Annotated in this window: 11 protein-coding genes; 2 read left to right on the top strand and 9 right to left on the bottom strand. The window is 41.6% G+C overall.

Going from position 1 to position 14,720, the window contains the following annotated elements; genetic code table 11:
- Positions 1-120 precede the first annotated feature (120 nt).
- The 9 genes from putP to QPX86_RS13700 form a co-directional block, all read right to left on the bottom strand.
- A complete protein-coding gene (putP, locus tag QPX86_RS13740) occupies positions 121-1,572 on the bottom strand; it encodes a sodium/proline symporter PutP (protein ID WP_220754767.1) in 1,452 nt (483 codons plus the stop codon).
- 143 nt (positions 1,573-1,715) lie between these two features.
- Positions 1,716-2,420, bottom strand: coding sequence for a DUF3379 domain-containing protein (locus tag QPX86_RS13735; RefSeq protein WP_220754766.1), 705 nt, complete (start codon positions 2,418-2,420; stop codon positions 1,716-1,718).
- Positions 2,413-2,976 carry a sigma-70 family RNA polymerase sigma factor gene (locus tag QPX86_RS13730; protein WP_220754765.1) on the bottom strand — a complete coding sequence of 188 codons (564 nt, stop codon included), beginning with the start codon at positions 2,974-2,976 and terminating at the stop codon, positions 2,413-2,415. The genes QPX86_RS13735 and QPX86_RS13730 overlap by 8 nt, the downstream gene beginning before the upstream one ends.
- A 72-nt stretch (positions 2,977-3,048) precedes the next feature.
- On the bottom strand, positions 3,049-4,674 hold the full coding sequence (locus tag QPX86_RS13725) for a BatD family protein (RefSeq protein WP_285163019.1): 1,626 nt from the start codon (positions 4,672-4,674) through the stop codon (positions 3,049-3,051).
- Entirely contained in the window at positions 4,668-6,725 is a 2,058-nt protein-coding gene (locus QPX86_RS13720; protein ID WP_220754764.1) for a VWA domain-containing protein, read from the bottom strand. Before QPX86_RS13720 ends, QPX86_RS13725 begins: the two co-directional genes overlap by 7 nt.
- A complete protein-coding gene (locus QPX86_RS13715) occupies positions 6,725-7,771 on the bottom strand; it encodes a vWA domain-containing protein (RefSeq protein ID WP_285163018.1) in 1,047 nt (348 codons plus the stop codon). The genes QPX86_RS13720 and QPX86_RS13715 overlap by 1 nt, the downstream gene beginning before the upstream one ends.
- Positions 7,759-8,304, bottom strand: coding sequence for a DUF4381 domain-containing protein (locus QPX86_RS13710; protein ID WP_220754762.1), 546 nt, complete (start codon positions 8,302-8,304; stop codon positions 7,759-7,761). The genes QPX86_RS13715 and QPX86_RS13710 overlap by 13 nt, the downstream gene beginning before the upstream one ends.
- Positions 8,305-9,249: a DUF58 domain-containing protein gene (locus QPX86_RS13705; RefSeq protein ID WP_285163017.1), complete on the bottom strand. Its 945-nt coding sequence runs from the start codon at positions 9,247-9,249 to the stop codon at positions 8,305-8,307.
- Between the two features lie 125 nt (positions 9,250-9,374).
- Positions 9,375-10,331, bottom strand: a complete 957-nt coding sequence (locus QPX86_RS13700) for an AAA family ATPase (protein WP_220754760.1) — start codon at positions 10,329-10,331, stop codon at positions 9,375-9,377.
- A 397-nt stretch (positions 10,332-10,728) separates the two neighbouring features.
- On the opposite strand from QPX86_RS13700, the gene fadI reads away from it, so the two are divergent.
- Both fadI and fadJ read left to right on the top strand, forming a co-directional pair.
- A complete protein-coding gene (gene fadI, locus QPX86_RS13695) occupies positions 10,729-12,039 on the top strand; it encodes an acetyl-CoA C-acyltransferase FadI (protein WP_220754759.1) in 1,311 nt (436 codons plus the stop codon).
- 5 nt (positions 12,040-12,044) lie between these two features.
- Complete coding sequence (gene fadJ / locus QPX86_RS13690; protein WP_285163016.1) at positions 12,045-14,165, top strand: fatty acid oxidation complex subunit alpha FadJ; 2,121 nt, start codon at positions 12,045-12,047, stop codon at positions 14,163-14,165.
- Positions 14,166-14,720 lie beyond the last annotated feature (555 nt).

Below are 14,720 nucleotides of genomic sequence, written 5' to 3'. Positions count from 1 at the left end.
ATATTATAACGAAATATTAAGTAACAAGGAGGCAACAAGATTATTTTGTAAAAAAGAGTACAGTTGTACGCTGAGAGGTCCGATTACTGCTTAATCGTCAGTAATCGGACTGTTTAGAAATTAAAGCGAGGCTTTAAAGTTTGCGAATTGAGTCTTGATTGCCTCAGCTGGTGGAGATAATTTACTAACAACTACACCGACTATTGTAGCAAATAAGAATCCAGGTAAGATTTCATATAAGTCGAATAAACCGCCAGAAAGCTGCTTCCAAACGACAACAGTTACAGCACCTACAATAATGGTTGCGATAGCACCATTGCGGCTATAGCCTTGCCAGAATAATGAAAGTAGCACTACAGGACCAAATGCTGCGCCAAATCCTGCCCAAGCATAACTCACTAAGTCGAGTACTTTGCTGTCAGGATTAAGTGCAATCACAATCGCGATAATCGCAATAGCAAGAACTCCAAGGCGTCCAACTAACATTAATTCTTTGTCATTTGCTTGCGGGCGTAACCATTTACGGTAAAAATCTTCTGTGATAACACTTGAACAAACAAGAAGTTGAGAATCGATAGTGCTCATAATTGCTGATAAAATTGCCGCAATTAAGATACCGCCAACCCAAGGATTGAACGCAACTTGCGCTAAGTGTATAAATACTGTCTCAGAGTTCGCTAAAGGCGCATCTGCAAAATAGATAGTGCCTGCAATACCTGTGGCGAGAGCACCGATTAATGCAACTAGCATCCAGCTCATCGCGATTCGACGAGATAGTGGAATATCATCAGGGCTGCCGATGGCCATAAAGCGAGAAAGAATATGTGGCTGACCAAAGTAACCTAAACCCCAAGCGAGCAAAGAGATCAAGCCAATGGTGGTCATATTACTGTGCAGTAGTGACAGCATTTTAGGATCGAGAGTTTCTAGTGCAACTTGCGTATCTGGCTTGCTGAAAATTGCGATTGGCACGATTAATAGTGCTAATAACATTAAGCAACCTTGGAAAAAGTCAGTCCAACTTACTGCAAAAAAACCGCCTACAAAGGTGTAAGCCACAATAATGACTGAGCCTATCATTAGGGCTACGGTGTAATCTAAACCAAAGATTTGTTCGAATAGAATTGCGCCGCCAACCATACCTGAAGAGGTGTAGAAGGTGAAAAAGACTAAAATAGTAATTGCAGAAACGAGTTTTAAAAAACCTTGCTTGTCTTCAAAACGTTTTTCAAAGAAGTCGGGAAGGGTAAGGGCGTTGTCTGCCGCTTGGGTGTATATACGTAAACGTCTTGCAACAAATAACCAGTTTAGCCATGCGCCGAATACTAAACCGAAGCCAATCCATGCTTCGCCTAAACCACCTAAATAAACTGCACCAGGTAAACCGAGTAATAACCAACCTGACATGTCTGATGCGCCGACACTTAACGCTGTCACGGCTGGGCCCATTTTTCGGCCGCCTAGAATGTAATCATCTACTGTGTCTGTTTTGCGGTAGGCCCAATAGCCTATGCCCATCATTAGGGCGAGATAACCAATGAATGTAATTAGAATTGGAGCTTCAATTGCCATGCTACTTCCGTATTGTTCTCTTTATTGTGCGGCATATGCTAACAGATGTTTGACATAGTGCACAATTTTGAAAGGAAGTATGAAGAGTTATTGACCAGCCAATGAAATTTCATTAGCTGGTTTGTGTGCTAGATGTATGAAATTTAAATAAAAGTTTGCTCAATTTCGTTTCTTACAAGCTGAAGGTCTGCATCTTGTTCACCTACCAGTAACATGAAGGTGTCTGCGGTTTGAAAACCTAAACCTTGATAGTTCTGATCTGCGAACGATTCTTCAATCACCATTCTATTTTCTGTAGGAATAATAAATAAGGTGACCTTGCCTTGCTCACCCTCCATGACGAGGTGTAAACTTTTTACACCTTGGAAATCACAGTATGAAGTGTAAAACACTTTTCCTGGCTGCTGGATGAACTTGGCATTTTCTAATCCACCAATACCAGCGAGCTTAAAGTTAACATCTTCAAAGCCGACATTTTGATCAACGTTCATCGCTTTTGGTTCATGGTAAACATGGGCAAGAGCATGTTCAGCTAAATCTACAGGAGTAAAGCGCAGCATGCTGAAACTTAATCCAATCACTAAAGCAACAGATGCCGCCATCGCCATTAAATAACGAGTGTGCTTCTTTTGTTGTTGATGTTTGCTAAGTTGTTGCCTGAGAATAAGCTTATCGGCTAAGTCATCAGGCACATCAATATTTAGTGCATTAGTGAGTTTACTGTCCAGTGCTTTTAACTCGTTAACGAGTTTTGCATCAGATTCAGACGCTGCAATCTGTGCCAAGAAATCTTCGTCTTGGCTATTTGGGTCACCATATGCATGGCGACGAAATTTTAGATCATCCATTTGATTGACCTCTAACTTCGGGAGACTCTAAAGCGTCTTTTAATTGATTACGGGCGCGAAATAATCGCGTCATGACGGTATTTCTGTTTAGCTCTAATAAATCAGCAATTTCTTCACCACTAAATCCACCAATAAGTTGTAATAATAGTGGCTCACGATATTCAACTTCTAATTGACCAATTTGCTTACGTAGCCAGTACTGCTCAGTTTGTTCTTCAGTGGTGGATGATTTTTCATCTTCAAGCAATTCTTGCTCTACATCACTATAATCAAACTGTTTACGCTCAAACCGGCGCGCATTCTCACGACGTAAAATTGTAATTAGCCAAGCTTTGGCAGCTTTATCATCTTTTAACGAGTCTAAAGCGCGCCAAGCGCGTAGAAAAGTTTCTTGAGTGACGTCTTCTGCCACATGTTTATCGCCGATTAACCAATAGGCATATCGAAAGATATCAGTGTGAAGTGCCCTGACGAGGCTGTCGTATCGTCGCTGTTTATTTAGCATGTCAGATAAGACCGTGGGTTCGGACTTTTTATTTCGCAAGCTATCGAACATTTTATGACTTATTGTTAAATATTATGTTCGATAGCTTAAAAGGTTAGCTGTGAATAGCAAGCATAATTATGCTCAAGGATTCAATGAACTAAGTGGTGAAGTGGTATTTTGTTGTTGATTTACTTGCGTTTGTTCAATTGCACTTAACAACATATTCTTATCAATCATTGAGGATGATTTACTGTATTTTGCTTGTTGTACTTGATGAATTGCTTTCGATAAAGCATCGGATAAATATGCGATATCAGACAAGGTCATTGGTTTTGCAAGCCTTGTACTGTAAAGCTGTTGCAGCAAAGAAATTACCAAAGTGACGTCATTGTTATCACAGGCTTTAGCTATCTCATCAATATTAGCGGGTGATTTCGCTGTTGTATTTGAAGTTGGCAGCACAGGTATTTGAGCTTGTTTTTTACTTCGAGCCTTAATCCATAATGCCAACGTAATTAGCCATAACGTTGCAAATAATAAGGTTAGCCAAGGCCAAAGACTAGATTGTTCATTGTTTGTTCGCGTTGGCGTAGTAGCGACTTCGGGAGTTGTTGCAATTGTGCCAGTAATAGTGACGGTTCTTGCTGGAATAGTGGCATATTGCTGCTGACGTAAATGGGTGTTCCACCAAGGAATAGTAATTTCAGGTAAAGTGAATGTCCCCGGTTTAGTAGGGACAATTGCGCTGGTTAAACTGTATTGAGCAATGACTTGATTATCACGTACCACTGTTTGCCTAATTGGTTTTTCTGGATAAGATTTTAACCCGTCTGGCATGGTCAGTTTAATGTCTGGCAAACTGTTGCTGTCAGCATTTGATGCAACGATATTAATTGTGCGAGTAATTGGAGTGCCTATTTCAAATTCATTGCCTTGATCTTCCGGCCATACTTCTTTAGCAATTAATAAGTCACTTGCTAGCCATTCACCTTGGTAAACATCAGGAATCGGCATAATCGTCATTTGAGTGTCTTCTGCTCTTGCTTGCATTGGTCTACTTTCATTAAAACCAAACATGCCGCCTCGTCTAGGTGCTTCAACAAGAATATCACCAGAAAAACCTGCCCCTTTTATTGCTAAAGTACCAGCGGTATCAGCAATAATTGAGTAGGTTCTTTCAATAACTCTAAAACGGCGACCATCGACGACTTCAACAGAATCTTTGTCTTCACCGATTTGCTTTATCTCTGTACCAGCAATTTCAGGTGCGCTAATAACGCCACGTTGCAACTCTGCAGCTAAAAACAGCTTCACTTTATAAGTAATAAGCTGGCCAACATAAGCTTCATTGGTGCTCAATTCACCTTCTACAAACAAATTACGCATTTGCTGAGGCTGACTGCCCGCTTTTGCAACGGTTAAGTTAATAGGATTAGATTTTACACCTTCCATAGTAAACGATGGAATCGTCACTGTTCCGGCGTTTTTTGCTGATAGTAATACTTGCCATCGGGTTTCTTTGGTGGCGTCAAAGTTAACTATTTGAGTGCTTCTACCGACGCTGGTGCGACCCACAACAAAATCTTTTAATAATGGGGAGGTATCTAATAACCCTGCATTGAGATCGGCATCGGCAGTGACGTTCAATACAAAGTATTCACCTTGCATCACAGGATTTCTGTCTACAGTCGCTTGGATTTGACTGACTGCGAAAGCTTGCCCTGTAAAAAGAATTGCAAGAAGGGCGATAACGATTCTATTTACCACTGTTGTTTGTCCTTAGGAAGTTGGCCACTTTGGCGACGCTTTTGATATTCCAATTGCATTTTATTTCTTATTAACACTTGCGGGTCTTCGCTTACGGCGCGAAGAGCACGTTCTAAGTCTGCTGGTAATGGTTCTTCTGCTAGCTGTGATGAAGCAACTGCTTGAGATGATTCTGGCTGCTTATCAGACTCTTCCATTTGTGCTTTTTCTGCAGCCATAGCTTGCGCTTGTTGTTCTGCAGATTGATCTTGCTCTGGCTTAGATGCTGATTCTGGCTCATTTTCAGGTTGAGCTTGAGCTTGCATTTCAGCTTCGTTTCCAGATTGCTTATCTTCATCTGCCTCACTTTGAGAAGGAGCAGACTCATTTTGTGAAGAATCAGACTGGGCTTGATTTTGCTCATTTTCATTTTCTTGGTCTGACTGATTCTGTTTAGCGTCACTCTTTTTTGATTCACTTCTATCAGAGTCATTTGGGTTTGAATCGCTCTGCTGTTCATCTTGTTTAGAACTGTCTTGAGCATTTTGTTGTGATTGTTCCTGTTCTTGAGACTGCTCTTGAGAAGAGTCCTGTGACTTGTCGCCAGATTGGTTATCACCTTTTTCATTTTGTCCTGATTCACCTTCGTTTGAATCATTTTGGTCAGACTGGTTTTGATCAGAACCTTCACCCGATTGTTGTTCTTGCTGTTGTTTCATTTGCTCAGCAAGTTCAAGGTTTTTTTGAGCTTGGGGGAATTCAGCTTGTTGCTTCAATGCTTGTTGGTAACGACTGATTGCTTCATCGAGCTTATTTAATTGCATTAAACTATTGGCTTGATTATATAAACCGTTAGCGGAGCTATCTTGCTCAAATCCAGCAAGTGCATTTTCATAATCGCCTGCTTTATATTGAGCACTGGCTTGCCAAAGAGGTTGGTTAAATTGCTCTGCAGCATCGGCGAATTCTTCACTTGTTTGAGCTTGAGCAAAGGTTTCGCTAGCTTGTTGATCTTGGGTTTTCCATAAATCATCCCAAGTATTGGCCATAACAGGACTTGGTTGAAACAAAAAGCCTAATGTAAGGGCGGTAAAAACTGGTACTAAGGTAAACCTAAAGCTGAGTAACACAGGAATAATGAGCAACATGGCAATATATGGGCCTAAATCTTGCCAGCTTTCACCTTCAAGTTCAGTGGCTTTAGCATCGCCGTCATTGGCGAGCCAATTTTCAAGTCGACTTAACGAGCTACCATCTGCGGTCGCTGGGATCATGAGTCCGCCCGTTGGACTGACTAATTGTTCAAGTAGCTTAAAATCTGTCTTATCAATCACTATTTCGCCACGGTTATCACGCAATAGTTGCCCATCAGGTAATTGAATCGCAGCGCCTTGGCTGGTGCCAAATGCCATTACAGAAACTCGATAACGGCTGCCATCAAGTACTTTGGTTGCATCACTGTATTGCTGTGGGTTAACGCCATCAGTCATCACAATAATATCACCAGTGATGTGGCCACCTTGAGTAAGTAATTGCTGTGCAAGTTCGATGGCGGCTGATAAATCTGAGCCCCTAACAGGCATTATATCTGGTGTGAGTGTTGGCAATAAATTAAGTAAAGTAGACTTATCGCGAGTCAAAGGACTGATGGTAAAAGCATCTCCTGCAAAGGCGATTAAGCCTGTTTCACCTTCTGATAAATTGGTTAAAAAGTCTGTGGCTCTATATTTTGCTTGGGATAAACGGTTAGGTTTTTGATCCGTAGCATACATAGATAAGGACATATCCATTACCAGCACACGACCTTGTTCACTGCTGTAAACGGGTAAGCTTTGCTTATTAACCGCGGGGCCGGATATCGCAATAACCGCGATAACCCAGCACAACATAAGTAACCACTTAGGCTGTTTTTTTACTTGGTTGGTTTCACTTATTAAGGTGTTAGCCAAATGCGGCGCAATATAACTTTGCCATGCAGAATTACTTTGTTGGTTTCGCCATAAGAATATTGCGATGGTAATTAATGGGATGAGGGCCAACAGCCATTCTGGACGAATAAAGTGTAAACTCATTATAGTCCCCCAGTTGGTTTGCTTGAGTCTGAACTAATATTCGACTTAAGACTTGCTTGATTGCTGGCAGCAAGATTTAGCTTATTCGCGAATTGGCCTCTTAGGCTGATAAACACGCTCATAAGTAGAGCTAACAATAATGGCCAATAAAATAGTTCACTTTTAGGGCGGTAAGTCAGCTGATCTCGGCTAACGGGTTCCAGTTCGTCGATTTTTTGATAAATTTGGGCTAACTCTTCACTGTTTCGAGCTCTAAAGTAATGACCTTTAGTCATGTCGGCAAGATTTTGCAATTGATCTTCATCTAAATCTAACGAAGGGTTCACGCGTTCAGTGCCAAATATACTGCGACGCTCCATCACTTCAGCACCTACGCCGACGGTATAAATCGTGACATTACGTTTAGCAGCAATTCTCGCAGCCACTTCAGGCTCAATGTTACCGGCGTTATTTGAGCCATCGGTGAGTAATATTAATACACGGTTACTGTCATTAACCATGTCAAAACGTCGCACTGCTAAGGCGATGGACTCTCCAATGGCAGTTTGTTTACCCACAAGGCCGATTTCACTGTCGGCAAGAAACTTAGCCACAGAGCGTCTATCTTGGGTCAACGGTGCTTGAAGATAGGCGTGATCGGCAAATAAAATCAACCCGAGTCTGTCGCCGTTTCGTCTTTCAATGAAATCACCGATCACGTGCTTTATAAGAGTGAGCCTATCGACGGTCTTACCTTCAACAATCATATCTTCTATTTGCATGCTGCCTGATAAATCCACGGCTAACATAACATCTCGTCCTTCAGAAGGTAGCTCTATTGGCTCACCTAACCATTGGGGACGAATTAAGGCGCACAAAAGGCATAACCACATCAACCAATAAGCTTTTCGGCTTGGTTTGTGTTGGCTGATAGTAACTTGTTGCTCCGTTTCGCCAATTCCAGGTAATTGCAGATGACCACCTGTGTTCTTTGCTACCTGTTTTTGTTTGAGTAAAAAGGGTAGCGGCAATAACAAGAGTAACCATGGCCAAGTTATTGAGAACATGTTGCCTCCGATTGTTGATTCTTCGGAGTGCTTTGGGCTTGTACTGGAACTTTATTAAGCGCAATGAAATGACCTGATTTGTTGAGCCATTTTTCAGTTAAGGTTCTGAGTTGCATACAATCTTTTTGTGCTAAGCCATCTTTTTGGTAACGCTTTTTCAGTAGCTCGCTCATTTGATTCGCATCTTGCGCTGATAATCTTAAGGCTAACCATGCATACCAAATATCACCATCTAATTTGGCAAAATCTTCACGGGGAAAATAGCTCATGGCGGTTCTTTTTAATAAAGTATTAATGTCAGTTGCATACTGAGGTGTTGATACATCAAGTATTTCAAGTTCAGATAATGCTGCTTTTTTAGGTGCAATATAGCGGCGGTTCTGCTGAAGTTTTGTGACGGCAAAAATAATGATAGCAACAAAAACTATGGCGAGTATCCAAAACCCAGGCGCGATGGGTAACTGGCTTATTTGCTCTGGAAGCATAATATCTTCCAGTTGTGATAATGCTGGGTTAGCTTGCGCAGTATTCATTTAGCGTAATACTTCCAATTGTTGGCTGAGGCTTTTGCCTGCATCAATAAAACGAGTTGGGACTTTTATCATGTTCATCAGTTCGATAAATTGCTGCTGACTTGCAAGTTGACCACTTAGCCAAGCATCGTAACTGTTTCGAGTTAATGTCAGTTGCTGCTTTCCATCTCTTACGGGTAATGCAAAACGTTTAGGTAATGAAAGTGTACCTTGCCTTAGTGGATCGCTAATGACAAAAGCACCCACGTCGCAATGACGTTTAAGCTCGGTTAATGCGGCTAAGCATTCTTGGGTAAAGTGCTGTCCGTCGGTAATAATCCACACCAAAGATCCAGGCTTAGCAATTCGTTGCAAGCGCTGACATGCTCGTAATATGTGTTGTGGATCTTGTGGTAGCTCATCAAAGTGATTTAGCTGATTCTCATGCATTTTGATAAGTGCAGATGTTAACTGCAATATACCTTGGCGACGGCTGCGTGGTTTTAGTTCAAGGTGCTCAGTTTCACTGGCAATAAACGCCCCGAGGCGATCGCCATGATTAATCGCATTCCAGCCAAGTGTTGCGGCAACATGAGCCGCTTGAACCGATTGAAGCAATAAGCGCGAACCAAAAAATAAACTGTGGCTGAAATCGACGAACAGAATAATGGGTCGTTCCCGTTCTTCAACAAATAACTTTGTATGAGCTTTACCTGTTCGAGCGGTGACGCGCCAATCTATGGTTCTGACATCGTCGCCATTTTGATAATGACGCACCTCAGCAAACTCCATCCCGCGGCCTTTAATCAGGCTACTTCGATGGCCAGCTTGGCTTGCTTTTGCTCGGCTGCGTTTATCTGGCATCGCGCGAGCGGTGCTTTGGCAGCTAATGAGTTCTTGCTCATTTAGATTCACGCCATTACTAAATAATGGCAATGGACCCTCAAGCGTTTGTTCAACGGGCATAGTGCAATGGTTCCAATTTTAAGGCGCTAACTCCAAAGGTGTTAGCCTTTACAGTGTTCAAGTGTGACTTAATTTAGGGTGACTAAATTTTGAGTTACTTAGTTTTTTTAGTGACTGAGTCAAACTTAAGGGACCGCAACTTGGCTTAAAATGTGGTTAATAACATGATCAGCATTTATGCCTTCTGCTTGGGCTTGGTAACTCAGCAATAAGCGGTGTCTGAGTACATTTGGCGCAACCGCTTGAATATCTTCAGGTGAAACAAAGTCACGTTCTTGAAGCCAGGCTCTTGCTCGGGCACATCGCTCGAGGGAAATAGAAGCACGCGGGCTCACGCCATATTCAAGCCACTTTGCAAGTTCAGGGCTGTAACGTTCAGGTTGTCGAGTTGCCATGATAATTTCGACAATATAGCTTTCTAGAGGTTCAGCTAAGTAAAGCTCCATCGCTTGTTCGCGGGCAGCAAATACATCTGATTGCGCCACAGGCTCAATGGTAGGCAGTTGTTTAGTGACGGCTTCATTGCGTGATTGACGCAAAATTTCACGTTCAGTTTCAGCACTTGGGTAATCTAAGTTTAAGTGCATTAAAAAACGGTCTAATTGAGCTTCAGGTAATGGGTATGTTCCTTCATTTTCAAGTGGGTTTTGTGTCGCCATAACCAAGAATAAATCAGGAAGAGGATAACTATTCTTACCGACCGTAACTTGGCCTTCAGCCATTGCTTCTAGCAGTGCTGATTGGACTTTAGCTGGTGCACGGTTAATTTCATCAGCCAAAATCAGATTATGAAAGATTGGTCCTGCTTCAAATTCAAATGTGGCAGTTTGAGCACGATAAATGTCAGTACCGGTTAAATCGGCTGGTAATAAATCTGGGGTAAATTGAATTCGATGAAAATCGCCTTCAACACCATCGCAAAGCGCTTTAACAGCACGTGTTTTTGCAAGACCAGGAGGGCCCTCAACTAATAAATGGCCATCGGCAATGAGTGCGATGAGCAAGTTCTCTGTTAATACAGGTTGTCCCAAAATGACATTATTTAAATAAGCGCGTAAGGAATGAAATCGACTCAAAGGCATGATGATACTCAATTATTTGCTGAAATTTGTTCTAATTAATACCATGTTAATGAATTTCATTAGCCTTTGGCTAGTATGATTAACAGATTTTCATTTTTATTTGTTAGTTCGCAAACGAGATAGTCGTTAAGTTGTTATTTAATGCCAGAATAATTAAGAAAGATGACATTTTAAAGTTAAAGCTCTAAATTTTAACCTTTTGATTTTATGCAAGATAAATGTATGTTGGTTGGTGTTTTTGAGTTTATTTTGAGCTTATTTTCATACGGATGTTTAAAACTTGGTAATTAAAAGTTAGAATCAGATCACACTTTATGGTCAGACCAGACCTGTCTGACAAAAATGGATATTCACTGACAAGCCATTTGAAGGCTAAACAATTACAAGAGGGTGAACAATGAGTGATAGACAACAAGTAACCAACGCCCGCGGGGAACGCATTGCAATCGTTGCGGGTTTACGTACCCCATTTGCAAAACAAGCGACCGCATTTCACGGCGTATCAGCATTAGATATGGGCAAAATGGTGGTTAATGAATTGCTATCACGCTCAGAACTAGATCCTAAAACTATCGAACAATTAGTTTACGGCCAAGTCGTACAAATGCCAGCAGCGCCAAATATCGCTCGTGAAATTGTGCTAGGGACTGGCATGGATGTGTCGACTGATGCATACAGCGTAACACGGGCATGTGCTACGAGTTTCCAGTCTGCAGTGAATGTGGCTGAATCTATTATGACTGGCAATGTCGAAATTGGTATTGCGGGCGGTGCAGATTCTTCTTCGGTATTACCGATTGGCGTTTCAAAAAAGCTAGCCCACGCACTCGTTGATTTAAATAAAGCCCGCACATTTAAACAAAAGTTTGCTATCGCTCGTCGTCTAGGTCTTAAAGATTTAATGCCTGTACCGCCAGCAGTAGCAGAATACTCAACTGGTTTGTCTATGGGACAAACTGCTGAGCAAATGGCTAAAACGTATTCTATTAGTCGTGCTGATCAAGATGCACTGGCGCATCGCTCTCATACTCTTGCTACTGAAACATGGAATACCGGCAACTTACGTGATGAAGTGATGACTGCTCATGTACCACCTTACAAGCAGTTTATTGACCGCGATAATAATATTCGTGAAAACTCAGTGCTTGAGTCTTACGCTAAACTACGTCCTGCTTTCGACCGTAAACATGGCTCTGTTACCGCTGCTAACAGCACTCCATTAACTGATGGCGCTTCTGCCATTATTTTAATGAGTGAGGGTAGAGCCAAAGCATTGGGTTATGAACCTATTGGTTACATTAAGAGTTATGCGTTTACCGCGATTGATGTATGGCAGGACATGTTAATGGGACCTTCTTATGCTACGCCACTTGCATTAAAGCGTGCAGGTATGGAGCTTGAAGATTTAACTCTGATTGAAATGCATGAAGCTTTCGCTGCTCAAACACTGGCAAACATGCAGATGTTTGGTTCGAAAAAGTTTGCTGAAGAAAAATTAGGTCGAAACCGAGCAATTGGTGAAATCGATATGAGTAAATTTAACGTATTAGGTGGCTCACTTGCTTATGGTCATCCGTTTGCGGCTACAGGTACTCGTTTAATCACTCAAGTGTGTCGTGAATTAAAACGACGTGGTGGTGGTACTGGTCTCGCTACAGCATGTGCTGCTGGTGGTCTTGGCGCAGCAATGATTGTAGAAGTGGAGTAATTAACATGGAAAAGACATTTAATTTATCTCGCCGCGAAGACGGTATTGCTATTTTAACTATGGATGTTCCTGGTGAAACCATGAACACCTTAAAAGCTGAATTTGGACCAGAAATTAGTGAGATTTTAGCTGAAATTAAGCATGACGCAGGCGTCAAAGGCTTAGTCGTTATTTCTGGGAAATCTGACTCATTTGTTGCAGGTGCTGACATCAGTATGCTTGACGCTTGTACCAGTGTATCGGCAGCTAAAGAGCTTTCACAGAAAGGTCATGTGGTTTTTAATGAACTAGAAAAATTATCAATCCCTGTTGTTGCAGCGATTAACGGCGCTTGTTTAGGTGGCGGTTTAGAATTGGCGTTAGCGTGTCACTTACGAGTATGTACTGATGATAAAAAAACTATCATGGGCGTACCTGAAGTACAGCTTGGTTTACTTCCTGGTGGCGGAGGTACCCAACGTTTGCCTAGACAAGTAGGCATAACAACAGCACTAGATATGATGCTGACAGGTAAGCAAATCCGTCCTAAGCAAGCACTGAAAATGGCTCTCGTCGATGATGTTGTTCCTGAGTCTATTTTATTAGACACCGCAATAGCGTTGGCAAAAAAAGGCAAGTCTGCTGCAAAGATTGCTAAAAAGAGTGCCTTGAATAAGGTACTTGAATCAACCAGTACCACACGCGACATTATTTTTGACCAAGCTGCAAAACAGGTATTAAAAAAGACTCAAGGTAATTACCCTGCGCCAGCTAAAATCATTGACTGTGTAAAACAGGGCATGAATAAAGGAATGATAAAAGGGCTTGAAGTTGAAGCCAGTCATTTTGCTGAATTAGTGATGTCGCCAGAGTCAGAATCACTTCGTAGTATTTTCTTTGCAACCACTGAAATGAAAAAAGAAACGGGTGCTGAAGGTGCTGAACCTCGAAAAGTGAATAAAGCGTTTGTGATTGGTGGTGGCTTAATGGGCGGTGGCATTGCGTCTGTTACGACAACGAAAGCCAAGATTCCAGCTCGCGTAAAAGACATTAATGAAAAAGGCTTGAGCAATGCATTAGCCTATGCATATAAATTATTGGCTAAAGGTGTTAAACGTCGTCATATGACGCCAGCAGTTAGAGATAACTTAATGGCGCTGATGACAACCACCACTGAGTACAAAGGCGTAAAAGATGCCGATATCGTTGTTGAAGCGGTATTTGAAGATTTAGCGCTGAAGCATCAGATGGTAAAAGATGTTGAACGTGAGTGTCACGAAAATACGATTTTTGCCTCTAATACTTCATCTTTACCTATTGGCCAAATAGCAGAGGCTGCATCGCGCCCTGAAAATGTCATTGGTTTACATTACTTTTCGCCTGTCGAAAAAATGCCGTTAGTGGAAGTTATTGCCCATAAAACAACATCGCCTGAAACCATCGCAACTACAGTAGCCTTTGCTCGTAAACAAGGTAAAACACCGATTGTTGTTCAAGACGGTGCAGGCTTTTACGTCAACCGAATTCTTGCGCCATATATGAATGAAGCTGCTCAAGTTTTATTGTCTGGTGAAAAGGTTGAAAGCTTAGATAAAGCATTGGTTAAGTTTGGCTTCCCAGTCGGCCCAATTACATTACTTGACGAAGTCGGTATTGATGTCGGTGCTAAGATTGCGCCAATTTTAACTCAAGAGTTAGGTGAACGTTTTAGAGCGCCAGATGCATTTGATAAGTTACTTGCCGACGACCGAAAGGGACGTAAAAATGGCAAAGGTTTCTATCAATATGGCAATAAGAAATCGAAAGTTAAACTCGTTGATGAGTCTGTATATCAAGTACTAGGCGTCAGTAATCAAACGACAGGTTCTGCCAGTGATATCGCTATGCGCTGTGTTGTGTTGATGCTAAATGAAGCTGTGCGTTGTCTCGATGAAGGGATTATCGCTAATCCTCGAGATGGTGACATTGGCGCAATATTCGGTATTGGTTTCCCACCATTTTTAGGTGGCCCATTCCGTTATATGGATTCAATGGGGATTGCGACTTTAGTGTCAAAATTACGTCAATATCAACAGCAGCACGGTGATCGTTTTGAGCCATGCGACAAATTAGTTCAAATGGCAGAAAGTGGTACTAAGTTTTATTAGTCATATTTCATACTTCTAAGTATTGACAAAATAACAAAGCGGCAATACGTTGCCGCCTTTTCATACAAAAGTGGCACGTTATTGCCTAGAATGTAGTCAGCTTGTCTATTGTTATGCTTTACTACCTATTGCTGCTATTAGTAATAGGTTGTGATATTGGTTATAATCTCGCCATCTTTACACTCGGCTGGGTTAGCTGTGGTGTTCAATGATTATGGAATGACGTTAACTGAATGAATTATAGAGGTTTCAGTGATATTTCTTATTATCTTTGTGTCGTGTATTTCTGGATTTTATCTAGGTAATCAGGCTTTTTATAATGGTATGGCTGTCAAAAGATGGTCACTAGCAGGCTTTTTAATGGGGCCGTTAGCGTACCCGTTATTCAACAGTCATAAATATTTATTGATAAGAAAGCTATCTGTAGAAAATGAGCAGACTAATCATTTTTGAGCCAATAAATACCAATAAAAAAGGGAGCAAATGCTCCCTTTTTTATTGGTATTTATTGGCTAAAGCTAATTAATCGCTCGCCTAGTAGATTGATCTTTTTAG

This window comes from Shewanella goraebulensis, assembly GCF_030252245.1.
Taxonomy (GTDB): Bacteria; Pseudomonadota; Gammaproteobacteria; order Enterobacterales; family Shewanellaceae; genus Shewanella; species Shewanella goraebulensis.
The sequence above is the reverse complement of the archived record's forward strand: the minus strand, read 5'-3'. Positions and strand labels throughout refer to the sequence as shown.

What these genes read in the sequence shown, in the direction of transcription:
- QPX86_RS13715 (WP_285163018.1), bottom strand. Translation starts at nt 7,771, where the DNA reads ATGTTCTCAATAACTTGGCCATGGTTACTCTTGTTATTGCCGCTACCC.
- putP (WP_220754767.1), bottom strand. Translation starts at nt 1,572, where the DNA reads ATGGCAATTGAAGCTCCAATTCTAATTACATTCATTGGTTATCTCGCC.
- QPX86_RS13730 (WP_220754765.1), bottom strand. Translation starts at nt 2,976, where the DNA reads ATGTTCGATAGCTTGCGAAATAAAAAGTCCGAACCCACGGTCTTATCT.
- fadJ (WP_285163016.1), top strand. Translation starts at nt 12,045, where the DNA reads ATGGAAAAGACATTTAATTTATCTCGCCGCGAAGACGGTATTGCTATT.
- QPX86_RS13710 (WP_220754762.1), bottom strand. Translation starts at nt 8,304, where the DNA reads ATGAATACTGCGCAAGCTAACCCAGCATTATCACAACTGGAAGATATT.
- fadI (WP_220754759.1), top strand. Translation starts at nt 10,729, where the DNA reads ATGAGTGATAGACAACAAGTAACCAACGCCCGCGGGGAACGCATTGCA.
- QPX86_RS13735 (WP_220754766.1), bottom strand. Translation starts at nt 2,420, where the DNA reads ATGGATGATCTAAAATTTCGTCGCCATGCATATGGTGACCCAAATAGC.
- QPX86_RS13705 (WP_285163017.1), bottom strand. Translation starts at nt 9,249, where the DNA reads ATGCCCGTTGAACAAACGCTTGAGGGTCCATTGCCATTATTTAGTAAT.
- QPX86_RS13720 (WP_220754764.1), bottom strand. Translation starts at nt 6,725, where the DNA reads ATGAGTTTACACTTTATTCGTCCAGAATGGCTGTTGGCCCTCATCCCA.
- QPX86_RS13700 (WP_220754760.1), bottom strand. Translation starts at nt 10,331, where the DNA reads ATGCCTTTGAGTCGATTTCATTCCTTACGCGCTTATTTAAATAATGTC.